We start from the raw sequence: 24,048 nt of genomic DNA on the forward strand, positions 1-24,048 counted from the left end.
CGGGCAGGCGTGACGCGCCCTTACCGGCTATTTCCGGACCGACCGGCTGGCGAACTGGTCAGCTGCCTCACGGTAGCTCTCTGCGGTGAGCATCGCTGTGCGGCGCCAGCCAAAGGCCTGCGCGTGTGCGGCCGCTCCTTCACCGAGGGCACGACGGCGCTCGGTCCCGTCGTAGAGGGCCTCGAGTTCCTCTGCCCAGCGTCCGGGGGCGTGTCCGTTGACCAGCACGCCGCTGCGTCCGTGCCGCACCGCCTTGGGCAGGCCGCCCACGTTGGCGGCCAGCACGGGCGTGCCGCAGGCCTGGGCTTCCAGGGCCACGAGGCCGAAGGACTCGCTGAAGGAGGGTACCGCCACCACGTCTGCGGAGCGGAACCAGTCCGCCAGCTGATGCGGTTGCACGGGGGGCCGCAGCGAGACGGTGTCCTGGAGCCCGAGACTGCGGATCAGCGGAGCCAGGTCAAGGACCTGCGAGCCGCTGCCTGCACCCAGGATGCTCACCCGCAGGGGAATGTCCGGGCGCCGGCGCCGCAGTTCGGCAGCAGCCTCCACCAGGACCTGCGGGCCCTTCATCCGCTGGATCCGGCCGGCAAACACCACGTGGAACACCCCGGGCAGGAATCCCCTGCCGGCCTGCACGCCCGGCCTGCCGCGGGGCGAGAACACGTTCAGGTCCACTCCCGGTGCCACTACGTCAACGGTCCGCGGATCCGCGCCGTACAGGGTTTCCAGCTCGGCAGCTTCGGTGCTTGTGTTGGCGATAAGCCGGGTGGCACCCCGGACTATTTGCTGCTCGCCGTCGATACGGATCTGCGGCTCGGGGGACTCCCCCGGCTGGGCCTGGAGATTCTTGACCCGCGCCATGGTGTGCATGGTGTGCACCAGCGGCAGGTCCCACTGCCGGGCCACGGCCAGGCCGGCTGTGCCGGAAACCCAGTAGTGCGAATGGACAACGTCGAAGCCCCCTTCCAGCAGGAAGGGCTGCGCCTCGGCAACGGCAGTGGCCAGGTCCAGGAAGGGCAGTTGTTCCTTGGGTACCCTGCGAACCGGGCCGGCAGGCACGTGCCGGACCTTCACACCCGGTGCCAGCTGCACATCGGCGCGCTGTTCCGGATCCGTGGCGCGGGTAAAAATCTCCACTTCGGTGCCCGAGCGGGCCAGTTCAAGGGCCACTGAACGGACGTAGACGTTCATGCCCCCGGCATCGCCGGAGCCGGGCTGCTCCAGCGGGGAGGTATGAAGGGAGAGCATGGCCACACGTTTGACCTGGGGCACTTTGCTCCCTTCCATCCTGAAATCTTCTCTATCGACTTTATAACGCCGCGGGCTTCAGCTTTGTTTCCTGTCGGCTAAAACACGTCCGCCGGGCACCTGCAGGTGCCCGGCGGTGCCGATGCCCGAGCGGATCGGATGGCGATGCACTCCGCCTACTTCGCGGAGTGGAAGTAGTGCAGCAGCAGGTGCCCCTGTTCCCCGCGCAGCGCCGCGTCCAGTCGTGCGTCGTGGACCGCGCTGGAACGCAGGTAGGAACTGTGCAGGCGCTTCAGCATTGAATACACCTCCTTCAGCGGGTGATGTCGGACGGGCGGATGTTCTGCCGGGAGGGTCACAGCCCGTGGTTCAGGCAGCAGGCCGGCATGCGAGGTGGACGTGAAACTGGTTTCGGGCATGGCTGTACTGGGCAGGGGATATTCAGGCACTGGATTCTCCAAAAGGGGAGCCCAAAATGGGCAGGGGAAATAAGGAAAAGGAAATGTCGGAAAAGAGACAGGAGAAAGCCGGAAAGGCATCGACTATTTACGTCAGGGCGATTTGCGGGAATACATCCCGACCAGGACGCGATGATGCCTTCAGGAAAAGGCCTGCCTATTGACCGCGACGCCCGGTGCCTGGCTTCTCCGTGCAGAGCAGCCGGAGGGCAGGAAGCGGGGGTGGCCGGAAGCTGGAGCTATCCGGTGCGGGCCGCGCAGTGAGGGGTAAGGCGGCGGCGCTTAGGCGGACACAGCCGGCCAGTGGCCAGCAATAGACCGATGCGCGGCGTAGAGCCGTCCGGAAAGAACCGAGGACGGTGCCCACGGAGCCCGGAACCGCGGCCGGAGGTTATGACCGGCAACGCCGAAGCCGCCATTAATGTTCATATTCATAACTCTCCACCTCCTGTTCGCGGGGACCTGGATACTTCGGGTCTCTTAAGGGTTTACGGTTCTGCCTGGGGCGGGCTGCAAAAGTGCCCGCAAAAGAAAGGTACAACAGTTTTCCCGGCCCTGCCAAGTACTTTTTAATAATTCTTTGGAATTATTCTTAAACCGGGGCGGGCGGGCCGGGAGAACCTGCAGGTCAGAGGTTCCAGCCGACTACGGCAGGGGTGTGCTTGTCCCAGCCGAGGGTGCAGACGGCAGCGGTGCTGAGGGCAAAGTGGCGGCCGAATTCCGGAGGCAGTCCCAGCCAGCGGGCGGCCAGGATGCGCAGGAAGTGCCCGTGTGCCACCAACAGGACCTTTTCCACCGGGGTGGCCTCCGGATTCCGGTCCATCTCGGTTCCGGAGCCGGCCTGGACGGCGGAAATGATGCGGTCCGCGCGCTCGGCCACCTGGGCCAGGGATTCGCCGTTGGGCACCCCGTCCTTCCAGATCAGGTAGCCCGGGTTCTCTTCGCGCACCTGCCGGCTGTTGCGGCCCTCATTGTCGCCGTAATCCCACTCGTGGGCGTGGGGAACAATCTCCGCGTCCGGGTAGCCCACCAGTTCCGCGGTCCGTCGGGCGCGGATCAGAGGTGAGGTGAGGACCCGGTCAAAACTCACGGGTCCGATCTTCTCCAGCGCAGCCCTGGCCTGGGCTTCGCCTTCGGGCGTCAGTGGAATATCCGTCAGTCCGGTGTAGTTGCCCTCACGGCTCCACTCGGTTTCTCCGTGCCGCAGGAGCCATAGGCGGGGCAGCCGGGTCCCGGACGGGGTCAGGTCCGGTACTGCCGGTCCGAAGTTGTCCCCGTTGCTCATTTATTTGTCCTTCGCGTTTGTACCTGATCCATCCTGCCCCCGCAGGCTTTCTTTTTCCGTTGTATCAGGTGACAGGCCAGTATCCTGCATTGAGCTCTCCGGTTGTGCGGACCACCACGTCCGGAGCAGCTCGGCGGCTTCCGCCTCACTGCGCGGCCCGTTTTCCATCCGTTCCTCCAGAAGGAACCGGTAGGCGCGGCCCACCACGGGCCCGGGACTCACGTTCAGCAGCGCCATGATGGCCTCCCCGTCCAGGTCCGGACGGATGGCAGCAAGTTCTTCCTGTTCAGCGAGCGCGGCAATCCGCTGCTCAAGGTCGTCATAGGCGAACGCCAGCCGTTCGGCCTTGCGCCGGTTCCGGGTGGTGACGTCGGAACGGGTCAACCGGTGCAGGCGCTCCAGCAGCGGCCCGGCGTCGTTGACGTATCGGCGCACTGCGGAGTCGGTCCAGCCGGCGTCGCCATACCCGTAGAAACGCATGTGCAGTTCCACCAGCCGGGCCACCGACTTAATGGTGTCGTTGTCGAACCTCAGCGCCTTCATCCGTTTGGCTGTGAGCTTGGCGCCCACGGCGTCGTGGTGCAGGAAGCTCACGGAACCGGACGGTTCAAAGCGCCGCGTGGACGGCTTTCCCACGTCATGCATCAGTGCGGCAAAGCGCAGCACAAAGTCCGGGCCGGGCACTGCGCCGTCGGCATCCGTTTCCAGTTCGCAGGCCTGGCGCAGGACGGTCAGGGAGTGCTGGTAGACATCCTTGTGCCGGTGGTGCTCATCGATCTCCAGTTTTAATGCCGCCACCTCGGGCAGCACATGCTCGGCCAGGCCGCTCTCCACCAGCAGGTCCACACCGGTCCACGGTGCCTTGCCGTTGATCAGTTTGGTCAGTTCGTCGCGCACCCGTTCCGCGGAGATGATGCCAATCCGGCCGGCCATGTCCCGCATGGCCTCAAATACCTCCGGTGCCACCTGTACCTGCAGCTGCGAGGCAAAGCGTGCCGCCCGCATCATCCGCAGCGGATCATCGGAGAACGACGTCGACGGCGCACCCGGCGTCCGGACCATGCCGGCGTGCAGGTCCCGGGCTCCCCCGAAGGGGTCCACCAGTTCCATGGACGGCAGCCGCAGCGCCATGGCGTTCATGGTGAAATCCCGGCGGAACAGATCGTCTTCAAGTTTGTCGCCGAACGCGACGGCGGGTTTGCGGGAGGACGGATCATAGGCGTCGGCCCGGTAGGTGGTGATCTCCACCTGGAACCCGCCCTTGCGCATGCCGATGGTGCCGAATTCGCGGCCGATTTCCCAGAATGTGTCAGCCCAGCCCCTGATAATCCGGATGATGTCATCCGGTCGGGCGTTGGTGGTGAAATCCAGGTCCGGGGAAACCCGGCCCAGGAACAGGTCCCGCACGGGTCCGCCGACGAGGGAAAGCTCATAGCCGGCGTCCTCGAAACGGGTGCCCAGCTCCGGGATAACGCCGGGCAGCGGGGACTTTAAAGCAGAACTATCAAAAAGGTGCGCCATAGTGCTTTAAGCGTGCCAGATAAAACGGCGGGGACCGACAAGGGCACCGGGTTCCCGGGCGGACACGCCGAGGGTTCCCGCTTCCTCTCCGGCAGCCTGCCCAACAGTCATCATCCCCGGGGAAAGATCGTTACAGTGGGAGTATGGCCCATCCCGTACCGAGCGCCCCCAAGCGGACCCCATTGACTGCGTCAATGGGTGGCCTCGGTGCGCATTCGGTACATGCTCCCCTGCCCACGGTCGAAGAGGTCTCCGCCGGCGGCATCGTGGTGGACACCGCCGATGAACAGCTGCCCGTGGCCATCATTGCCCGGCTGAACCGCGGCGGACGGCTGGAGTGGTGCCTGCCCAAGGGACATCCCGAAAACGATGAGGACAACCCGGCGGCTGCCATCCGGGAAATCGCCGAGGAAACCGGCATCGATGGCCGGATCCTTGCTGCACTGGGCAGCATTGACTACTGGTTCACCGTCAGCGGGCACCGGGTGCACAAGACCGTGCACCACTACCTCCTTGAGGCCTGCGGCGGACACCTGACCATCGAAAACGATCCGGACCATGAAGCCGTGGACGTTGCCTGGGTTCCGCTGGCGGAACTGGGCCGCAGGCTTTCCTTCCCCAATGAGCGCCGCATCGCGGACCTCGCCCGGGAGATCCTGCCCCGCCACCTCTGAACCCCGCCGGTTCGGGCGGGCCGGTTAAGGCAATCCGGACCGGAAGTGAGAACATAGGGTCACGATGGCCGAAAAGAATATAGCCCCCAGTACTGCGCGTTCCAGCGCGGTCATGGCTGCGGGGACACTGGTATCCCGAGTCCTGGGACTGGTCCGCACTGCCCTGCTGGCAATCGCCATTGGCAATACCGGGCTGGTCACCGACATCTTCAGTTCAGCGAACGTGCTGCCGAACTTCATCTACCTGATGGTGGCCGGCGGTGTGTTCAACGCGGTGCTGGTTCCGCAGATCATCAGGGCCAGCAAACGCCCGGACCGCGGATCCGAGTACGTATCCCGGATACTCACGCTCTGCCTGCTGGTGCTGGGCTGCATTGCCGCCCTGGCCACGCTGGCGGCGCCACTGATCCTCCCCCTGGTCACGGCGCTGAACCCGGCCCAGCTGCCGCTGGCCACCACCTTCGCCTACTGGCTCTTCCCGCAGATCTTCTTCTACGGCGCCTACGCCGTCATCGGACAGATCCTCAATGCCAACGGCCGGTTCGGCGCCTATATGTGGGCTCCCGTCGTAAACAACATTGTTGCCATCGCCGGACTGCTCATCTTCATTACCTTCATCGGCCGCGAAGAGACCTCCTCCTTCTCCCCGGAAACCTGGACCAGCCAGGCAACCATCCTGCTGGCCGGAAGCACCACCCTGGGCATCGTGCTGCAGGCCGTAGTACTGCTGATCCCGCTGCGCCGGCTCCGGCTCGGGCTGCGTCCGTCCTTCGGCCTGCGCGGGGTGGGGCTGCGCCAGACCGGCAAGGTGGCCAAGTGGACCATCCTCACCATGCTGATCGGCAACGGTGCCTATCTGGTCTACACCAAGGTGGCGACCATCGCCTCCTCCGCCCGGCCTGAATACCAGGCCATGGGACAGGAGATTGCCGGGCACCTGAACCTCGAGACGGCCTCAATGCTGTACATCATTCCGCATTCGGTCATCACCCTTTCGCTGGCGACGGTGCTGTTCAACACCATGTCCCATGCCTACGCGGAGAAGGACTACGACGGCGTCCGGGCCACCCTTTCGCAGGGCCTGCGGGCCATCGGTGTGGCCACCGTTTTCTGCTCCGCGGTGCTGATAGTCCTCGCCGGGCCCATCAGCATCTGGTTCAGCGGCGGCTCGAATGTTTCGGCAACACTGCAGGCACAGGTCCTCGTCCTCCTGGCCTGCACTGCCCCCTTCCTCAGTGCGACGTTCCTGATGAACCGTGCGTTCTACGCCAATGAGGATGCAAAAACCCCGCTGATCATGCAGGTCATCCTCTCGGCGTTCGGTGTGGCCCTCGCGCTGGCCGCTGCCAGCCTGCCCGCGGACAAGATCATCTTCGCCCTCGCCGTGGCGTACTCGCTGGGCAATATTGCCGCCGTCGTCGTCAGCCACATCTTCCTTACCCGCCGCCTGGGCAACTATGGTGCGGCCCGGGTCTTTGATGTCCACGTCCGGCTGGTCGTCGCCGCCCTCGGTGCTGCCGCCGTCGGATCGGCGGCGCTGCGGATGATGGGCGGTTATGCTGTGGACGGTTTCGCGTGGCAGTCACTGGGCGCGGCCACTGTGGTCATGCTGGTCTGCGGGGTGCTGATGGCCGGAACGTACTACCTGATGCTGCGCTGGCTGAAGGTCACCGAACTGGATGCTTTCCTCAAACCGGTCCTTGCCAAAATCCGGCGGACTGCCTAAAGTGCCGACGCCGGCATTCGGCGCGGACGCGGGTAGCATGGGAACAAAGCAGGCAGTTCAGGGCTGCGGCAGACTGCCGCGTACCGTGTCCGTGAACGAACATCCATATACGCAGTTGTCAGCTCGGCTGACGCAGTCTTATTGCCGTTTTCATGGGAGGAACACGTGCCACAGTCGGTAGACGTCGGTTCAGTGCTGGGCGGACGGTACAAAGTGACCGCGCAGGTGCTGGCCTCAGCGGAGCAGGACCTCGTACTCGATGGTGTGGACCAGGTCCTCAACCGTTCCGTCAGCATCCTTGTGGCTGCCCCCGTTAACGCCAGCCAGGTCTCGGCCAGCGCCCGTGAAATTGCCACGGGTGAGCGCCACGGCAATGTCCAGGTCCTGGATCTCGGTGTCAGTGACGGCCGCACGTACCTCGTCACCAACAACGCCAACGCCGCTGATCTGCTGGACCTGGTCATCGAGCGCAACGAAGCCCCCTATGTTGAACCGTTCTTTACCGACACCCTGGGCTCGGAAATCTTTGGCATGCCCCGCTCCCGCGAACCGGAAACGGTCGAGGATGACCGTTATGTGGAGGAAAAGGCACCCCGTAAACCCCTGATCAGCGGCGGGCACATGCCCAAGCTGCCCCGCTTCGGCCGCAGCGGCGCAGCGGGGGGCGCTCTCGGGGGTGCCGAATCCGCTGCCGCCCAGCGTGACCTCGAATTCGGCGATGCCGAAGACGCACCTGCCGAGGCAACCACCGGCGGCGCAAATGTTCCCCCTCCCCCCACCAGCCGGCCGGGCGCTTACACGGCGCGCACACCCAAGGTCACCAAGTGGGAGGACGAGGAGCCCGTAGAGGCTCCGGCCGCTGCGCCCGGCGTCCGTTCCGCCTCGAACTTCCCGAAGTCCGCCCTGGCCGCGGGCAACTACGACTCCGATTATGAGTACGGTTCAACCGACACCGACGACGGCGATACCGGCTATGCGGACGACGACGGCGACGGCAGCGAGGACCGGAAGGACAACCGCAAGTCCGGCCGCGTGCTGATCGGCGCCATCCTGAGCCTGGTCCTGGTGCTGGCCGTGGTCCTGGCCGTCAGCCAGCTCGGAAAAATGGGTGAGCTCTTCAGCTCCACTCCGGAAGCCGGATCCGCCACCACCGCACCTCCTTCCGAGGCACCTGCCCCGGCGGAAAGCGAGGCAGCGCCCGCCGCTGCCCCGGAGATCGCCGGCATCACCCGGCTGGTCCCCGGCAATGAGCTGCTGGACTCGGCCAATGACGGTGCCCTGCCCCAGATCGTTGACGGCAACCCGTCCTCCTACTGGTCCAGCTACGTCTACGCCAGCGATACCTTCGGCGGGCTCGCCCCGAGCCTGGCACTGGTAGTGGATCTGGGCACTGAATCCGCGGTGAACGAGGTGAAGATCACCCAGCTCAACGGCACCGGCGGAAGCTTCTCGGTGATGCTTAATGACACACCGGACCTCGAAGGTGCGCGGACGGTAGCCCAGACGGGCTTCACCGGTCCCACCACCAGCATCCCGGTGCCTGAAGCTGACGGAACCGCCGCCACGGCGCGCTACGTCATCGTCAACTTCACTCAGCTGCCCCGGCTCAACGGCGTCCAGGCCGCCTACCCCTGGGGCCTGCGGATCGCCGAAATCGGCGTGTCCTGACCCACATGGCCAAACCTGCTCTCCGGCAGTCCGGGAGCAGGGCCTGAGCATGTCCCCGGCACCACTGCCGGAATAAGCTGGACCCGGCAGTGGTTGTGCCGGGTGATCCATATGGAGCGGTCCCGCAAGGGACCCCGTCCGCAAAGTTCAACAAGGAAGAGGTTCACCGCCCAGTGAGCACCGCAAACTCCGTCGCCACTGACGGCTCTGCTGCCGGCAACGTCCGGGACGTCATCATTGTCGGTTCCGGACCCTCCGGTTACACCGCTGCCATCTACACGGCCCGCGCCAACCTCAAACCGCTGGTGATCGCGGGTTCGGTGACCGCCGGTGGCGAGCTGATGAACACCACGGATGTGGAGAACTTCCCCGGTTTCCCCGAGGGCATCATGGGCCCGGACCTGATGGCCAATTTCGAGAAGCAGGCAGCCCGCTTCGGTACGGAAATCCTCTTTGAAGACGTCACGAATGTTGAGCTTGAGGGGGATATCAAGCGGGTAACCATCGGTACCGGTGAGACCTTCGAGGCGCGCGCCGTCATCATCTCCACCGGCTCCGCGTACCGCGAACTGGGCCTGGCTGATGAGAAGCGGCTCTCCGGCCGCGGCGTCAGCTGGTGTGCCACCTGCGACGGCTTCTTCTTCAAGGGACAGGACATCGCCGTCATCGGCGGCGGCGACTCAGCCCTCGAAGAAGCCCTCTTCCTCACCAAGTTCGCTGCGTCGGTGACCGTGGTGCACCGCCGTGACAGCCTGCGTGCCTCCAAGATCATGCAGGACCGTGCCCTGGCGCACGAAAAGATCCGGTTCGCCTGGGATTCGGAAGTGGCCGCCATCCACGGCGAGGACAAGGTCACCGGCCTGACCCTGCGCAGCACCAAGGACGGCACGGAGTCCGAACTGAACGTCACCGGCGTGTTCGTGGCCATCGGCAACGATCCCCGCGTGGACCTCGTCCGCGGCCAGCTTGAACTCACCGAAGAGGGCACCATTGCCGTCCTCGGCCGCACGTCCAAGACCTCGCTGCCGGGCGTCTTCGCCGCCGGCGACGTCATCGACCCCACGTACCGTCAGGCCATCACCGCCTCCGGCTCCGGCTGCGTGGCCGCCGTCGACGTCGAACACTACCTTGCCGACCTCGGCGACTCCGTGCCCACGGCTGCGGAGGTTCCCACCCCGCCGGCCGAGGCCGTTTCCGAACACGCAGCCCTTTAGTCCCGTTCCTCGTAAGGAGAGCAAAATGAGCAGTGCAAAAGCAGTAACCGACGCTTCTTTCGGTACCGACGTCCTGCAGGCGGACAAGCCGGTCATCGTGGACTTCTGGGCCGAATGGTGCGGTCCGTGCCGCATGCTGTCCCCCATCCTCGATGACATTGCCGCCCAGTACAGCGAGAAGGTGGATGTGGTGAAGGTGAACGTGGATGACAATCCCGCCATCGCCGCCCAGTACGGCATCACCTCCATTCCCGCCGTTTACGTCTTCCAGGGCGGTGAAGTGGCTGCAACGTCCATCGGCGCGAAGCCCAAGCAGGTCCTGGAGCAGGAATTCGCGGCCTTCCTGAAGTAAAGACCAAGAACCATGCACGGCGATAGCCTGCGGAGGCTGGATGCCAGCCGGCGCGTAGTGACGCTTCGTGAAGCGTTGCTGCGCGCCGGCGTCACCCTGTCCTATCTGGCACCGGATTCCGTTAACGACCCCACGATTTTCGATGACCACGTGGATGCCGCCGTCCGAGCCTTCCAACAGAGCCGCGGTCTCATTGTGGACGGCGTAGCGGGCCCGGACACCCAGCGGGCGCTGCAGGAAGCACAGTTCAAGTTCGGGGACCGTACCCTGAGCCACATTGAGGGTTCCCCGCTGCGGGGCGACGACGTCGCTGAGCTGCAGCGCCACCTTTCGCACCTGGGGTTCTACTACGGGCATATCGACGGCAGTTTCGGTGTACGCACCCGCTATGCCGTTGCCGAACTGCAGCACAACCTGGGCCTGCCCGGCAGCGGCGTCTGCGACGGCGACACCATGACCGCCATGTCCCGGGTCAACCGGGCCATTTCGCCCAGCCAGGCGTTTGCCCTGCGCGACTACGAGCGGCTCGACCGCTCCACCGCTGCCCTGCGCGGCCGGCTCATATCCGTGAACATTGGCCGCTCCGCGCTGGCCTCCCCGCACACCGCCGAACGCCTCAGCGGGGAACCGCTTACCGAGCAGCTCGTCACCACTGACATAGCCGGCCGGGTGGGACGCATTCTCAGGGAGTTCGGCGCCCGGCTGGTTCCACCCGTGTCCGAAGTGGCATCCGACTCCCCCGGAGCCCGGTCAGGTGTGCCCAGCCTTAACCTGGATATCCACTGCGACTGGCTGGACCAGCAGCCCGCCTCCGGCATTGCCGCCTACTACTGGGGCCTGCCGGGCACGGGCGAGGCTCGCTCCCCCATCGGGCACCGCGCCGCCGTACTGCTGATGAAGGAACTTAGCGCCCGCACCGACATGGACAGCCTCGGGGTCCATGCGCGGACCTGGGACACCCTGAAGGTCCCCGGTGTTCCGTCCGTGGGACTGGATCTGGGCTACCTGAGCAACGCGCACGACGCCGAGCGCCTCGCCGATCCGGTGTTCCGGCAGACGGTGGCCGATTCCATTGTCATTGGTATCCAGCGGCTGTACCTGCTGGAGGAAGAGGACCAGCCCACGGGCACCCTGGCCCTCGATGACGTGCTCAAGTTCAACCCCATGGAAGACGCCGATTCCCGGCGGGTTTCCGGCCTCTGATCCCTCTCCTCGCGTTTCAGCCGGCTGCAGGCGCGCACTCCTAGGCAGAGACCGCTATCTGCCTCAGCGCATCGACTACCTGCCGGACAGCCGTCCGGTGGAGGGCCTCGGGCCTGCAGAGGATGTCCACGTGCCTGGCCAGGGGCAGGTCATGGATCGGTTTGAGCACCACACCGCTTCCTTGCCGCGGGGATGCCGTGTGGCGGGGCATCAGCGCAATGGCAGAACCCGCCGCCACGATTGCGGCCGCGATGAAGAATTCATTGATCCGGTGCGTGATGTTGAGCGGTTGCCGCGCGTGAACGGCAATAGCCTCCAACGCCGGCATGAGGGGAAATCCGTCCTGGACTGACACCCAGTCCTCATCGGCCAGGTCACTGACACTGACGCTCGGTGCCCCGGCAAGCCGGTGACTGTCCGCCATGGCGACATCCAGGGGTTCCCGCAGAAGCGGAAGGACACTGATCGATTCGGGCCAGGGACTGGTGTGCTCGAGGCGGTGCGCGATCACCAGATCGAAGTCGGCAGCCAGGGCCGGGAAGCTTTCCTGCCCCACGTCGCGGTCATGGCAGATCAGCCGCGGGCTTCCTTCTGCGGACAGGGCGTGGAGCAGGGGGCCGAAGAAGGTAAGGCCGGCACTGTTGAAGGCGGAGATCCGGACCGTCCCACGGGGGTTCTGCAGGTAACCCGCTACTGCCTGTTCGGCGGTGCTCATCGCAATACTGATGTCCACGGCCGCACGCGCCAGTGCCTCACCGGCCTCGGTGAGGACGAGGTTGCGTCCCCTGCGTTCGGTCAGGGGAACCTCCGCGCGACGCTGCAACGCGCTGAGCTGCTGGGAGACGGCCGACGCGGAGACATGGGACGCGCGGGCGACGGCGGCGAGACTGCCCCGCTCGCCCAGCTCGCGGAGAAGTTGCAGCTGATGAAGATCCATAAGCAAAGGCTAAACCTATCTTTCAGAAGTTGCCCTCTAGTCTTACGAATCGGTCTCCCCCAGACTCGAAGGGTGCCTTTCTCACCAGGAATTTCAGCGATCAAAACGCCCGGCGGACAACAACGCCGGGTTGCCTCACTTTTTGCTGACCGCAAGGTGGACCTGTTGCTGCTCCTGGTCGCCATCGTGTGGGGCAGCAGCTATCTGGCTGCCAAAAACCTCACCGGCACCATGGGGGTCAGTGTCATCCTCTCGCTGCGTTTCCTGATCACGTCCCTGGCGCTGTCGATGATCTGGCTGATCTGGCAGCGCCGCCGGACGACGCGCCGCGAACTTATTGTCGGCGTCGTACTGGGTTTGACCCAGGCAGCAGTGCTCATCCTTGAGACGCACGGGATTGCCGGCACCAGCGCTACGAACGCCGGGCTGATCATCAGCCTCGTCATCGTTTTCACTCCGGTTACCGAGAGCATTGCCTTCCGGGTGAAGCTGCCCCGCACGGTATTCGTCGCCGGCATTGTCGCAGTCACAGGGGTGTGCCTGCTCGTCTCCGGCAACGGCTTTGTGGCGCCCGGCCCCGGGGACATGCTCATGCTCGCTGCCGCCGCCGTACGCTCCATCCACGTCACCGCCGTCTCCGCCCTGACCAGGGGCGGCGGGTACAGTGCGCTGAATCTGACAGTGGTTCAAAGTGCCGTCTGCGCCGTGCTCTACACGCTCGCGGATTACCGGGGCGTGCTCCGGGCCGTCCAGGGCTTCGACCTACATGAATGGGGCGGGGTGCTCTACCTCGGCCTGGCATGCAGCGTTTTCGCTTTTCTGGTCCAGACGTGGGCCATCCAACAGACGTCAGGCTCCCGGGCCAGCCTCCTTATGGGAACCGAGCCCATTTGGGCTGTCCTCATTGGAATCACCATCGGACAGGAAACCCTCGCTGTGCTGGGCTTCATTGGGGCCGCGCTCATCATCATCGGCACGTACATCGGTCTGAGGGCGGAAGCACGGCACCGTTCCTCGCGCCACCCTGTCTCCGGCGGGATACCTGAAGCAGCAGCCCCGCAGGCCTCCGGCAGCGGGGCCCTGCCGGATACCCTCTCAGCGCAACCGCGGCCGCTGAGGGATCCCTGAGCGTGCTGCTAACCGGAGGTCTGCCCTGCCCAGGCCGGCCAGGACCCGGCATCCGCATCCGGATCGATCCCCTGCAGGCGAACCAGGCAAACGTTGCCGGGCGGCCGGGTTGTGGCCCACAGGCTGTAGGACCGGCCGCGGGCCGTGGAACGTATCCATTCGAGCACCTCATACAGGTCAGCCCCTGAAAGCTCCCACTCTTCCTTAGCCCGGCTGCCTGGCCAGCAATACACCCGGTAGGACGGAGCATCCTCTTGCCTCGGGTCAATCAGTTCTGCTCGCACCCGCCTAAGGTACTCCGGGCGCCATAGCGTGCGGCTCTGTGAGGATCATGGTGAGGAGGTCGTCCAGAGTTCCGTGGCACTTTTCCACTTCAGGGAGGTGGTAGAACGTACTGGTGGCCCCGGGATTCCCGATGCATTGGGTCGGGGAATGCAGAATGATCCTGCTGCGCTGCGCGATCGCAAGGCCAAGCTCAACATGTGTGCCCTTCCCGCCTGGAAGGAGGATTACAACGATGTCTGCACCAATTACTGCATCTCTTTCATGCTCACCGATGGAGCGCAGATCACCAGGGCTGACTGTGCCCCCATCGCCCTCGGTCGCGTTCCGGGTCCAGTCATAGGTATTGACGTAAGCTTGGCTTTCCAAGGCCTGGGCCACGTACCGGACGTTGACGATATTGCTGATGGCCGACGCAACATAGAATTTCTTCACTCCTCGTTCCTCCTTTTGTGCACTGCGTTCATTGTTCCCCACCGGGCCCCGGATGCGGGGTACTGTTCAGCCATGAGTGCACCTGTGGCCAGTGGTTACCCTGTCCCATCTCCTTCCGTGATCATCGGGTTGATAAAGCGGATGGTGAGTGAGCGGTGGCCTTCAGGATTGGAGGATTTGGCCGGTTACTTCGCCCGGCTCGGCTGCGTTCTAGGTCCGTCACGGGAACCGGACGAAGACTGCCCGCCAGGTGTGGCCCGAGGAGAGTTTTTCGTGCCAGGTGTGGCAGTAACCAACGCTTCCTGGTCCGCGTTGAATTCTGATCTCTTTACCCTCACCCTGTTTGCCTATGCGGATTCCCCGCCCGGGAATGTCGATGCCGGCTATGACGCGATTCGGACGGGCCTTGTTAATGTGTTCGGTCCGGCTCTCGATGAGCGTACTGACCCACACGGCAATCGGTCTGCCGTCTGGCTGGTTCAGGAAGCCGTTGTCGAGTTGTATGCACACCTAAATCTGGCTCCGGCTGTGCAGGCCGCGGTTTCCCACGAGGGACGTACGGCAGATTTCCAGCGGCTCATCGCGCAACGGCCCGGACACCCCGGGCACCCCGGGTATTGAGTGGGGCCGTTCAACGCCGGTCGGTGCCCGGGCGCCGAGATAGATTCCCCGGGCAACGGAATGCGCGATGTAGATCGCCAACAGAATTACGGCCGGGGTGGGTCCAGTTCTCCTCGGCGCGGAGAACAGCGGAGCCGCTCCGGCGGAAGACAGCCGATTCAAGACCCGGTTCCCATTCTTTCGTGGGAGGCCGGACGACCGGCGTCGGACGCTTCGGTACGGTGGAACGTCTACGCAGTGTCAGCAGTCAGCGATCACGCAGTGGGACTCACTGGGTCCTTTCAACGGCGACAGCGAGGGGCAGTGTGATAGGTCCAGCGGCATTGTCACCGTTGCCCGCTCCGCCCACATCCGCGCACATTCGCGCACATTCCTGCGTAATGACGGATTCGGTGTAGCCGCAGCTGTCGCATGGGAAGTGCAGCACCGATGGCTTGATGCCTGAACCGCGGAGGTCTTCGGCGTTGGCAGGTAGCTTGCTTGCTGCGAGCTCTAATGCTGCATGGTCGCAGTCATGATCGGGCCGTTACCTGCAGCGTCAGCGCCTGAAGAAGTTTCCCGACAGCGGAGCCCATGCGTACCACCCCTTCCCCCGCTGCCGGTCGGCTTGGGCTTGGTTACCCTCGTCCTCCTGTGCCTGCAGTGCGATCACTAAGGCATTGAACCTGGCAACCGCATCAGCGTTGCGCGCAGGCCCGGATGAGCGGAATACGCCGGCAGGCGCCCCGCCCTTTTCGTACGTGGTGAACTCGATCTGGTAATCCTCGCCGAGCTCGTCCGCCAAACACCTTGCCAGCTGTACGCCGTTAGTAGTGAACCGTTTGCCTGCTTCCGCAGACACCCACTGCAAGTCCGGGGTCAACGACCGGTAGTAGGACTCTTCCCATGACCTGAGAGCACGGATGAGTCCCGACGTCAGTCCGGACGCCTCGTAGTCCACGGGGCCGCTCATCCAAAGCACCGTTCCTGCATAGTCCGGGAACAGTCGCAGAGTCACCGGGTGGCCAGAATCCGTGGCTGTCATGACAGAAGCGTACTGCCGCAGCCACACATTTGGTGCAGTGACCGGACCTGATGCTCCGTGAAGTCCTACCGGATTGCCGGCTCACATTTCCAGCACACGCGGCGGGGGTGAGCTCTCTGCCTGCAACGTTCCCCGAGAGGTGAGAGTGATAGGCCGTCTGTACCGAGCATGAAGCAAACGCAAGACCGGTTGCAGTCATTTGCGTCGCCTGTCGGTAGGCACGCTGTGGAGCGGTATTTCCGATAGGAGCGCTTGCTCGATCATCGGTTGTCCTCGCACGCAAAGGCAGCCGGGCCGCGAATGGCGACCTGCGGCCGCGGCTACTCTCCAGATGTACTCGGGCTGTGACACGCCAATACTCCGCTTGGCAGGAGTCGTGGCATGTCGTTTCACGTGAAACCAGCCCCATCGGCGGTCCACTGCCTTGGCCTCGCCCGAATGCGTCGCCCGTGCGGGTAGAGAGAATTGGAAGCACCGGTAGGACCCATATGCCAGGCTGGCCCCCAGGCCGGATGAGCTGGAACCGCGGCATCGCAATTCCGCAGACTACATCCTCTATACCCCTCTACACACTGGCCCGCGGGCGGCTTTAGCCTAGCCCCAGATGCAGGCTCTCAGGTCCGTTTCGAGAGATTGTTCCACGTGAAACAGGTGCCACATTCACCGGACGACTCCCTCCCCTTTGTCCGTAAAGCAGGCCCCAGACAATCCACAAACACCACATTTTGGAACCGCGAACAACCATGGCACTCCCGCTCCAGGGTTGCACCCGCGCACGAGCGGTCCCGATTCTCTACCCGGCAGTCCGGCGTATTCGTGAATACCTCGAAACACCCTCGGTATGAAGGTACGAACTATGGAGAGCGGACCGTGGGGACCGGTAGGGGCTCACGGCAATCAATACGGGCAAACCGTGGTTGTTTTGAGCGTTCCACGGAGGGGTTCTGCATCACCGGATCGCCGGTAGCTTTGCCCGCGGCCGCTGCGTAACCGTCCGAACCTCCAGCTGCGACGTGCGCGCTCGTGCCGGCACCTGAACAACTAACAGACGCCGTATCCCGACTTTCGATCATCGCGCGTGGATGCTCCTTGGCTGTTTCACGTGGAACAACATGCTTCTGCGCGGCCGCGTGAGCCCGACTTCTACGACCTCAGTGCTCTGGCGGACCAGTGCTACCGAGCGCAGCCGGTCGGGGTACGGCTTTCAAGGTGGGCTGGAACCACCCTGCGTGGCGCACACGTTCCCGACATACGTCCCTGGCCCACGTCCCTGACGTACGGCCCTGGCGCGCACCCCTGGCGCGCACCCCTGCCGGGCGATCACCGGAACGGCAGAGTAGATAGAACTTGCCAGACTGACAGGCCGCCGCCCAGCTCCGGGTATTGGTAAGGCCGTCGTCACAAATGCACGCGAGAGTTCGACAAATGTCGCTCTACCTATTTGGGTATCGCATGCGTTACCGAGAACGATAGGCAGTAGCGGCAAGCCGAACCCCATGATGGATGAACGTCCTCACTGTTAGCGGCGATTGAGGCTACTCCTGACTCGCAAGTGTCTTCTGCACAGGCTGTAGTTTCACGTGAAACCATATCTGCCTAGCTCATGTCCAGTGCATATCTATAGAGCGACCTTCAGCTGGCGCGTCGCCTAAATCGAATAATCAACACACATCCGCACTGGACCGACTCGCCGGGACCCTTAGGTATGTCGGGCAAGATCACTCAACAGCGGACCAGGCCGGGTTCTTAATTTCCGAGTCCGTGGCTGCTATTACTGACAGATCGGCGTGTTTCGACTCTGCGAACCAGAGGTGAGCCCTTTGTGTCGGCTGGCCAGTCCTGACATAGCTCGTCCCAGCAGGGATCAGAGTGCCTTTAGGTTCCTGAGGAGCGCAGACAGATCACCATTTAAGTCCGGCCCCTACGAGGGTTTCACGTGAAACGTGTCTGCGCCGGCACCAGCGGTACCGCCGCTGAGCGGCGAATCCGGAATACCGCGCCTGCCGGTTTTGTACCGAGTCGAATCGGAGAACCCGACCTGCCAGCTACCGAATCAACCAGTACCGACGGCAAGCCCCCTTCAAGCTGCATGCTCTGCCACATGCCCAAAACATAATGGCCACCGTTTCACGTGAAACGGTGGCCATTACGATACGCGAACCAGCGGAAGCTAAGAATTCGGTGGCGTCAGTACTCCCATAATGCGATTCAGATCATCAACACTGGCGAATTCAATGCTGACCTTACCCTTCCGGGCGCCGAGCGTGATCTTTACGTTCGTGTCGAGCCGGTCTGAAAGCGAGGTGGCAAGGTAGTCCAGGCGTTCGTGGCGGGCACCCAGCTTCGGCTTCGCATTCTTTGCTGGCTTCTTTAATCCATCTGCGAGCGACACTATCTCCTCAGTCGCACGGACAGACAACCCCTCGGCGACGATCCGCTGAGCCAGTTTCTCCATCTCAGCAGGATCGCCGAGCCCAAGCAGCGCACGGGCGTGACCTGCGGAGAGCACACCTGCCGCGAGTCGCCGCTGCACCAGCGGAGGAAGCTTCATCAACCGCAGAGTGTTGGTTACCTGCGGCCTGGACCTGCCGATGCGGTCCGCAAGCTCTTCGTGGGAGCATTCAAAGTCGTCCAGCAACTGCTGATAGGCGGCCGCCTCTTCGAGAGGATTCAGCTGGCTGCGGTGCAGGTTCTCCAGGAGTGCGTCGCGCAGAAGATCAACGTCCTGCGTGGAACGGATGATTGCCGGAACAAACTCCAATCCCGCCTCTCGGGTGGCACGCCACCGGCGCTCACCCATAACCAGTTCGTAGGGGTGATCCGGGTCGCCTTCAGCAGACGGACGCACCACAATCGGCTGGAGAACGCCAATTTCACGAATGGAATGCACCAGCTCGGCCATGTCGTCTTCATCAAAGACAGACCTGGGCTGCTTGCGGTTCGGATGAATGGAATCAATAGGAAGTTCCGCGAACGTGGCGCCGGGGACCTGCACCAAACCTTCGGGCAACTGGGCTGATTCGGCAAGGCCGGTAGATGTTTCACGGGAAACATCACTGCTTGCCGGCTCCAGACCCGAGTCAGCCGGGTCGGCCGTGCCGGCCGCCCGCCTTACCGGCTGCTTGGCGGACCTATCAGCCTTTGCAGTGGACTTATTTGCAGTTGCCGCACTCTTTGTACTACCGGAGCCCTCCCGGGCCTCTGCGGGGCGTGTAGCGGCCTTCCGCGTCGACTTGCCAGGGGTGGAACCCACAGCCTTGGCGTTCCCGGACGCGGTGTCGGGAGTCTCCTCAGATACTGCCTCCGCCGCTGACTTGGCCACCGAACCGCGTGTAGTGGTTCGCTTCGAAGGTCCGCGAAGTGCCTCTTTGTTAATCCCGGCACCGCGCCGGGGCCCCGCACCCCCGACCTGGTTACGGGAATCATCCGCGGCCGCAAAAAACAGATCCACGGGTCGTCCACTGCCCGAGGGGGACAGCCCGGTATTCGATGATTCTTCGGGCTCCGCGCTGCTAGGAATCAAAGCTCCCAGACCGCGGCCTAAACCACGACGCTTTTCGGCCATGGGTAAGTCCTTCCCTTATGCACACTACAAGCGGCACGGATTGATTGTGAGAGTATTCTAAGCCGCGGTTGGACGTTGTCCGGTGAACCGGGCCGGGGTGTCTCTAGGCGCGCTGGGCGATTTCGGCTGCGGCTTCGAGGTAGGACAGCGCACCGCTGGACGACGGGTCGTAAGTCATCACGGTCTGCTGATAGCTGGGGGCTTCCGAGATCCGCACGGAGCGCGGAACCACGGCGCCGAGTACCTGCTCCGGGAAATGCTCACGGACTTCCGCCGCCACCTGGGCCGCGAGGTTCGTCCTGCCGTCGTACATGGTCAGCAGGATCGTGGAAACAACCAGATCGGCGTTGAGGTGCTTCTGGATCATTTCGATGTTCTTCAGCAGCTGGCTAAGGCCTTCCAATGCGTAGTACTCGCACTGGATAGGGATCAGCACCTCGCGGGCGGCAACAAATGCATTGACGGTCAGCAGTCCGAGGCTGGGCGGGCAGTCAATGAAGATGTAGTCCAGCCGCTCAAGGCCCTGCTTTTCCCGCTCTGCGGCGTACACATCGATGGCCCGGCGGAGGCGCTGTTCGCGGGCCACCAGTGAAACCAACTCGATTTCGGCACCAGCCAGGTGAATGGTGGCCGGTGCACAAATGAGGTTATTGATGTCCGGGCAGGGCGCAACGACATTCGCCAGGGGGAGGTCGTTGATCAGAACATCGTAGATGCTCTCCACGTCGGCACGGTGGTCGATGCCGAGTGCGGTTGATGCGTTGCCCTGCGGATCGATATCGATCACCAGCACATTCTGGCCGGCCGTCGCCAGGGCGGCGGCAAGGTTCACCGTGGTTGTGGTTTTACCCACGCCGCCCTTCTGGTTGCTGACGGTCATGATCCTGGTCTGGGCAGGGCGCGGCAGTACCCGTCCGCGCAGTTTTTCCCGGCGCCTGCTTTCGCTGGCCAGTTCACGTGCCAGCGGGGTGCTCTCGTCCATCAAGTCCATAACGTCTACCGACGATGACACCGCCAGGGCGTCTTCCTCGGATACACCACCTTCGATAGCTTGGGGCGCCGGCACGAGTTCGGCACTGCTTTCAGTTTGGGCGGGCTGTCGCGGTTCGGGTGTTTCGGTTTCACGTGAAACAACAACAGCCGGTACTTCCTGCTCGACAACCTCAGGAGCGGGTATTTCCTGTTCGCTGACCGCCGGGCTGGATCCGGTGGAAACCGGAACATCCTGCTTAGCAATCACCTGGGGTTGCTTCCTGCCAAATGAGAAGGCCGAACCGAGTGCGGCGAAAGGGGGAATTCGTTTTGCGGCAGAATCGCGCACACTCACCGGGTCTTGCTCACTTTCCAACATAAAGCGTTAAGGCATTAGTCCATCTAGACTATCTGCTCCCCGCCCAATAGCAGGGATCAGCACCGGTGTGTGCAAAGACCCGCGCGCGGGCAGGTCAGCCTACTGTGATGCGCACCACAGTAGTGGGTTCTTCCAGCAGATCGCTGCCGGCCGTAACGACGGCGGTTTCCCGGCCGCCCAGCTTCCGGATGGCCTTGGCTGCCTTCTGCACTTCCTCTTCCGCGCTGCGGCCCTTTATCGCCAGGACCTGTCCCTTGCCGTGCAGCAGAGGGATGGTGAGCCCGGCCAGCCCGCCCAGTGCGGAGACAGCACGTGCGGTGGCAACGTCCACATCGACGTCGCCCACTACCTGCTCCGCCCTTCCCCGCAGGATACGTACGTTATCCAAGCCGAGATCTTCCACCACTTCGTTCAGCCAGATCACCCGGCGTTCCAGGGGCTCGATCAGGGTCATGGAGATGTCGGGACGTGCAATCGCCAAACATAGGCCCGGCAGCCCGGCGCCGCTGCCGACGTCGGCAACTGTGGCACCCGCCGGAATCAGTTCAGCCACCACTGCACAGTTGAGCACATGCCGGCTCCAAAGCCGCGGCACCTCCCGGGGACCAAGCAATCCGCGTTCCATGCCCGAGGTAGCCAGGTGCTCTACGTACCGCTCGGCTAGCTCCAGGCGGTCGCCGAAAATCTTCCGGGCGGCGTCCTGTTCGGCGGGTGTTGATTCGACCACTGGCTCTGGTATTCCTTGTCTGCGCTGGGTGATTGTCTAGGATGCAGGCAGGGAAACCACGATGTGGCGGCTTGCGCCTTCACCTTCGGATTCACTGACCAGGCCGAGCTCGGCCACTGCGTCGTGGACAATCTTGCGTTCGTAGGCGCTCATGGGCGCCAGCGAGATTTCCTCCCCGGAGTCCTTGGCACGCCGGGCGGCATCTTCGGCGATGGACTGAAGCTGCTCTCCGCGTTCCACACGGTATCCGGTGATGTCCAGCACCAGGCGGGACCGGTTTTCGGTGGCCGTGAGTACAGACAACCGCGTCAGTTCCTGCAGTGCTTCGAGCACTTCTCCGTCACGGCCTACCAGGGCCTGGAGGGCGGTGTCGCCTTCTTCCTCGGAGACCACGGAAATGTACGTCCGGCCGTTGCGGACCTCTATGTCGATATCGCCGTCGATATCAGCAATGTCCAGCAGTTCCTCGAGGTAGTCAGCGGCAACATCGCCCTCTTCCTCCAGCCGGCCCGGGCGCTCCCGGCCTGCTTCTACCGCGTCTTCGACAGCCACTGCAGGCTCATCCACGTGCTCCGGGGTCATCTCTTTTTCCTGTTCTTCCGCTGGGGCTGAACGCGCTGGCCTTTGGCTGCCGCCGGAACCTCCACGGGGACTTCGCCCTTCTTCTCTCCGAGCAGGGGAACCATCGGAAGGCCCTTGCGCGCACGGCGCTCGGCCATGGCCTTGGCGGCGGGGGAACCCGGCGTCGGCATGCGGCGGATGACGAAGAACTGCTGGCCCATGGTCCACAGGTTGGTGGTGGTCCAGTAGATCAGAACACCAATGGGGAAGTTGATGCCACCTACGCCGAAGACGATCGGCAGTACGTACAGCATCATCTTCTGCTGCTTCATGAAGGGGCTGGCGAGGGCCTCTTCGGACATGTTCTTGGACATGATCTGCTTCTGCGTAATGAACTGCGAAGCGGTCATGGCCAGAATCATCACGATGGAGAGGATGACAACGGCAACCTGTCCGTCACCGCCGCCGCCGTGCAGCAGCGAGGAGGAAAGCGGTGCGCCGAGGATGGTGGCCTCGTCGAACTGCTGGATGGCCTGAGAAGACAGGGCGCCAATGTGTTCGCCGTTGTCGCTGGCCTTGGAAACACCGTTCAGCACCTGGAACAGGGCAAAGAAGAACGGCATCTGGATCAGCATGGGCAGGCAGGCCGCAAACGGGTTGGTGCCGTGCTTCTTGTACAGCGCCATCTGCTCCTGCGTCATGGCCTGACGGGAGAGCTGATCGGTCTTGCCCTTGTACTTCTGCTGCAGCTTCTTCAGGTCCGGCTGCAGCGACTGCATGCCTCGCTGAGCCTTGATCTGCTTGACGAAGACGGGGATCAGCGCCGCGCGGATCACAATCACCAGGCCGATGATGGACAACGTCCACGTCCAGCCGGATGCTTCATCCATCCCGAGGAATACAAACCCCTCGTGGAAGATCCACATGATCCATGACACTACCCACTTAAAGGGGAACAGTATCGTCTCGAAGAAACCCATTTACTCTCCTCAGGCCGCCGAGCGGCTGTCTTCGTCGGCTGGAATCACGGGGTGATTCAGCACAATGATCCTCGGGACCTTCTTCGTGTCCCAAATCCGGTGTCCCTCAGGTACGTGGTCCACGCCGCCGCTGTTCCAGGGATGGCAGCGGATCAGCCGTCGGAAAGCCAGCCAGGAACCCTTAACGGCTCCATGCACGGTGACTGCTTCGAGGGCATAGGCGGAACATGAGGGAAAGAATCGGCAGACCGGGCCGTAGAGCGGCGACACAAGCCTGCGGTAGGTGATGAGGAGGCCAATCAGGACCGTCCGTGGAAGATTCCACAGAAAACGGGCAACGGCGATCAAGGCCCTCAACGGATACGATCCGGAGTCCCTCATCGCTGGCTCATCCTCCCTGCCTGGCATGTTTCTGCGAAAGTTTGGCGGTACAGGTACTCAAGGCACTGCGGTAGTCAGCGCTCAGCTCAGCCCACGACGCCGAAGCCGACGGAGGCAGAGCCCGCACCACTATGTCCAGTCCCGTTGGGTTCAGAGCAAGGCTCTGCGCTGCCGCTTCCCTCAGTCTTCTCTTAACGAGGTTGCGTGTCACCGCGTTCCCAACGGATTTGGCCACGATAAAGCCAAAGCGGGTCGGCTGATCGCCGGTTTCCACTGCGTATAGCACTACGTTCCGGCGCCCACTTCGGGCACCGGAACGTACAGTACGAGAAAAGTCCGCCGATACCCTTACCCGATTCCTCACGGCCAGCATTTAGACCACCTGGAATCCGGGCTAGAGCTGCTTAGTGGCAGCATCGACAAACTTTGAGGTTATTTAGGCCGACAGTTCGGTACGGCCCTTGCCACGGCGTGCGGAAAGGATGGCACGGCCGGCACGGGTACGCATGCGAAGGCGGAAGCCGTGCTTCTTGGCACGACGGCGGTTATTCGGCTGAAAAGTCCGCTTGCTCACGGTAGTTACTCCAAGACAATCTTGAGTCGCGCCGGCACTTGTTGCGACAAGGGGGAAGAACAAGCGGCGCTTTTTTCATGTGTCTGTCTGTACTCGCCCGGACCTGGACCCTGATTTCCAGAACCCCTGCAGG

23 protein-coding genes are annotated in these 24,048 nt (G+C 63.3%); 8 read left to right on the forward strand and 15 right to left on the reverse strand.

Annotation, left to right across the window (positions count from 1 at the left end):
- Nucleotides 1-27: 27 nt before the first annotated feature.
- The 4 genes from mshA to MUK71_RS16110 all read right to left on the reverse strand — a co-directional run bounded on the left by mshA (nt 28) and on the right by MUK71_RS16110 (nt 4,512).
- Complete coding sequence (gene mshA / locus MUK71_RS16095) at nt 28-1,272, reverse strand: D-inositol-3-phosphate glycosyltransferase (RefSeq protein WP_227903253.1); 1,245 nt, start codon at nt 1,270-1,272, stop codon at nt 28-30.
- A gap of 152 nt (nt 1,273-1,424) precedes the next feature.
- Complete coding sequence (locus tag MUK71_RS16100; RefSeq protein WP_227928140.1) at nt 1,425-1,697, reverse strand: hypothetical protein; 273 nt, start codon at nt 1,695-1,697, stop codon at nt 1,425-1,427.
- Between the two features lie 637 nt (nt 1,698-2,334).
- Nucleotides 2,335-2,991 carry a histidine phosphatase family protein gene (locus tag MUK71_RS16105; protein ID WP_227903103.1) on the reverse strand — a complete coding sequence of 219 codons (657 nt, stop codon included), beginning with the start codon at nt 2,989-2,991 and terminating at the stop codon, nt 2,335-2,337.
- Nucleotides 2,992-4,512 (reverse strand): CCA tRNA nucleotidyltransferase, encoded by a 1,521-nt coding sequence (locus tag MUK71_RS16110; protein ID WP_227903104.1) that lies wholly within the window; start codon nt 4,510-4,512, stop codon nt 2,992-2,994. It abuts the gene before it with no gap.
- A gap of 194 nt (nt 4,513-4,706) precedes the next feature.
- On the opposite strand from MUK71_RS16110, the gene MUK71_RS16115 reads away from it, so the two are divergent.
- The 6 genes from MUK71_RS16115 (at nt 4,707) to MUK71_RS16140 (ending at nt 11,349) form a co-directional block, all read left to right on the forward strand.
- Entirely contained in the window at nt 4,707-5,186 is a 480-nt protein-coding gene (locus tag MUK71_RS16115; RefSeq protein ID WP_227903254.1) for an NUDIX hydrolase, read from the forward strand.
- 64 nt (nt 5,187-5,250) lie between these two features.
- Nucleotides 5,251-6,912: a murein biosynthesis integral membrane protein MurJ gene (gene murJ, locus MUK71_RS16120; RefSeq protein ID WP_227928138.1), complete on the forward strand. Its 1,662-nt coding sequence runs from the start codon at nt 5,251-5,253 to the stop codon at nt 6,910-6,912.
- Between the two features lie 165 nt (nt 6,913-7,077).
- A complete protein-coding gene (locus MUK71_RS16125; RefSeq protein ID WP_227928136.1) occupies nt 7,078-8,580 on the forward strand; it encodes an ABC transporter substrate-binding protein in 1,503 nt (500 codons plus the stop codon).
- A 173-nt stretch (nt 8,581-8,753) separates the two neighbouring features.
- Nucleotides 8,754-9,794, forward strand: coding sequence for a thioredoxin-disulfide reductase (gene trxB / locus MUK71_RS16130; protein ID WP_227903107.1), 1,041 nt, complete (start codon nt 8,754-8,756; stop codon nt 9,792-9,794).
- Nucleotides 9,795-9,819: 25 nt separating this feature from the next.
- On the forward strand, nt 9,820-10,146 hold the full coding sequence (gene trxA, locus MUK71_RS16135) for a thioredoxin (RefSeq protein ID WP_227903108.1): 327 nt from the start codon (nt 9,820-9,822) through the stop codon (nt 10,144-10,146).
- Nucleotides 10,147-10,158: 12 nt separating this feature from the next.
- Nucleotides 10,159-11,349, forward strand: coding sequence for a peptidoglycan-binding protein (locus MUK71_RS16140; protein ID WP_227928134.1), 1,191 nt, complete (start codon nt 10,159-10,161; stop codon nt 11,347-11,349).
- A 40-nt stretch (nt 11,350-11,389) separates the two neighbouring features.
- Here MUK71_RS16140 and MUK71_RS16145 read toward each other — a convergent pair whose 3' ends face one another.
- A complete protein-coding gene (locus tag MUK71_RS16145) occupies nt 11,390-12,286 on the reverse strand; it encodes a LysR family transcriptional regulator (protein ID WP_227903110.1) in 897 nt (298 codons plus the stop codon).
- Nucleotides 12,287-12,358: 72 nt separating this feature from the next.
- Here MUK71_RS16145 and MUK71_RS16150 point away from each other — a divergent pair, with 72 nt between their 5' ends.
- Nucleotides 12,359-13,414, forward strand: a complete 1,056-nt coding sequence (locus MUK71_RS16150) for a DMT family transporter (protein ID WP_227928133.1) — start codon at nt 12,359-12,361, stop codon at nt 13,412-13,414.
- Between the two features lie 288 nt (nt 13,415-13,702).
- On the opposite strand, the gene MUK71_RS16155 is transcribed toward MUK71_RS16150, so the two are convergent.
- Nucleotides 13,703-14,131, reverse strand: coding sequence for a hypothetical protein (locus MUK71_RS16155; protein WP_227903113.1), 429 nt, complete (start codon nt 14,129-14,131; stop codon nt 13,703-13,705).
- 72 nt (nt 14,132-14,203) lie between these two features.
- Between MUK71_RS16155 and MUK71_RS16160 the strand changes: the two genes are divergently transcribed.
- Nucleotides 14,204-14,752, forward strand: coding sequence for a hypothetical protein (locus tag MUK71_RS16160; protein WP_244802803.1), 549 nt, complete (start codon nt 14,204-14,206; stop codon nt 14,750-14,752).
- A 538-nt stretch (nt 14,753-15,290) separates the two neighbouring features.
- Here MUK71_RS16160 and MUK71_RS16165 read toward each other — a convergent pair.
- The 9 genes from MUK71_RS16165 to rpmH all read right to left on the reverse strand — a co-directional run bounded on the left by MUK71_RS16165 (nt 15,291) and on the right by rpmH (nt 23,915).
- Nucleotides 15,291-15,776 (reverse strand): hypothetical protein, encoded by a 486-nt coding sequence (locus MUK71_RS16165; protein WP_227903114.1) that lies wholly within the window; start codon nt 15,774-15,776, stop codon nt 15,291-15,293.
- Nucleotides 15,777-17,946: 2,170 nt separating this feature from the next.
- A complete protein-coding gene (locus MUK71_RS16170) occupies nt 17,947-19,341 on the reverse strand; it encodes a ParB/RepB/Spo0J family partition protein (RefSeq protein ID WP_227928131.1) in 1,395 nt (464 codons plus the stop codon).
- A 103-nt stretch (nt 19,342-19,444) separates the two neighbouring features.
- Complete coding sequence (locus tag MUK71_RS16175; RefSeq protein WP_227903255.1) at nt 19,445-20,389, reverse strand: ParA family protein; 945 nt, start codon at nt 20,387-20,389, stop codon at nt 19,445-19,447.
- Between the two features lie 397 nt (nt 20,390-20,786).
- Entirely contained in the window at nt 20,787-21,419 is a 633-nt protein-coding gene (rsmG, locus tag MUK71_RS16180) for a 16S rRNA (guanine(527)-N(7))-methyltransferase RsmG (protein ID WP_227903116.1), read from the reverse strand.
- A gap of 36 nt (nt 21,420-21,455) precedes the next feature.
- Nucleotides 21,456-22,001, reverse strand: coding sequence for a Jag family protein (locus MUK71_RS16185; RefSeq protein WP_227903117.1), 546 nt, complete (start codon nt 21,999-22,001; stop codon nt 21,456-21,458).
- Entirely contained in the window at nt 21,998-22,960 is a 963-nt protein-coding gene (gene yidC, locus MUK71_RS16190) for a membrane protein insertase YidC (protein ID WP_227903118.1), read from the reverse strand. The genes MUK71_RS16185 and yidC overlap by 4 nt, the downstream gene beginning before the upstream one ends.
- Nucleotides 22,961-22,969: 9 nt before the next feature.
- Nucleotides 22,970-23,341, reverse strand: coding sequence for a membrane protein insertion efficiency factor YidD (yidD, locus tag MUK71_RS16195; RefSeq protein ID WP_227903119.1), 372 nt, complete (start codon nt 23,339-23,341; stop codon nt 22,970-22,972).
- A gap of 7 nt (nt 23,342-23,348) precedes the next feature.
- A complete protein-coding gene (rnpA, locus tag MUK71_RS16200) occupies nt 23,349-23,714 on the reverse strand; it encodes a ribonuclease P protein component (RefSeq protein WP_227903120.1) in 366 nt (121 codons plus the stop codon).
- Nucleotides 23,715-23,777: 63 nt separating this feature from the next.
- Complete coding sequence (gene rpmH / locus MUK71_RS16205) at nt 23,778-23,915, reverse strand: 50S ribosomal protein L34 (RefSeq protein WP_022892375.1); 138 nt, start codon at nt 23,913-23,915, stop codon at nt 23,778-23,780.
- Nucleotides 23,916-24,048 lie beyond the last annotated feature (133 nt).

It is taken from the genome of Arthrobacter zhangbolii (assembly GCF_022869865.1).
In the GTDB taxonomy this organism is placed as follows: Bacteria; Actinomycetota; Actinomycetes; order Actinomycetales; family Micrococcaceae; genus Arthrobacter_B; species Arthrobacter_B zhangbolii.

Excerpts from the sequence above, each read along its gene's own strand:
- MUK71_RS16140 (WP_227928134.1), top strand. The coding sequence starts at position 10,159 with ATGCACGGCGATAGCCTGCGGAGGCTGGATGCCAGCCGGCGCGTAGTG.
- MUK71_RS16115 (WP_227903254.1), top strand. The coding sequence starts at position 4,707 with ATGGGTGGCCTCGGTGCGCATTCGGTACATGCTCCCCTGCCCACGGTC.
- MUK71_RS16110 (WP_227903104.1), bottom strand. The coding sequence starts at position 4,512 with ATGGCGCACCTTTTTGATAGTTCTGCTTTAAAGTCCCCGCTGCCCGGC.
- MUK71_RS16165 (WP_227903114.1), bottom strand. The coding sequence starts at position 15,776 with ATGACAGCCACGGATTCTGGCCACCCGGTGACTCTGCGACTGTTCCCG.
- MUK71_RS16170 (WP_227928131.1), bottom strand. The coding sequence starts at position 19,341 with ATGGCCGAAAAGCGTCGTGGTTTAGGCCGCGGTCTGGGAGCTTTGATT.
- MUK71_RS16105 (WP_227903103.1), bottom strand. The coding sequence starts at position 2,991 with ATGAGCAACGGGGACAACTTCGGACCGGCAGTACCGGACCTGACCCCG.
- rnpA (WP_227903120.1), bottom strand. The coding sequence starts at position 23,714 with ATGCTGGCCGTGAGGAATCGGGTAAGGGTATCGGCGGACTTTTCTCGT.
- trxA (WP_227903108.1), top strand. The coding sequence starts at position 9,820 with ATGAGCAGTGCAAAAGCAGTAACCGACGCTTCTTTCGGTACCGACGTC.
- murJ (WP_227928138.1), top strand. The coding sequence starts at position 5,251 with ATGGCCGAAAAGAATATAGCCCCCAGTACTGCGCGTTCCAGCGCGGTC.
- yidC (WP_227903118.1), bottom strand. The coding sequence starts at position 22,960 with ATGGGTTTCTTCGAGACGATACTGTTCCCCTTTAAGTGGGTAGTGTCA.
- yidD (WP_227903119.1), bottom strand. The coding sequence starts at position 23,341 with ATGAGGGACTCCGGATCGTATCCGTTGAGGGCCTTGATCGCCGTTGCC.
- MUK71_RS16160 (WP_244802803.1), top strand. The coding sequence starts at position 14,204 with ATGAGTGCACCTGTGGCCAGTGGTTACCCTGTCCCATCTCCTTCCGTG.
- MUK71_RS16145 (WP_227903110.1), bottom strand. The coding sequence starts at position 12,286 with ATGGATCTTCATCAGCTGCAACTTCTCCGCGAGCTGGGCGAGCGGGGC.
- MUK71_RS16185 (WP_227903117.1), bottom strand. The coding sequence starts at position 22,001 with ATGACCCCGGAGCACGTGGATGAGCCTGCAGTGGCTGTCGAAGACGCG.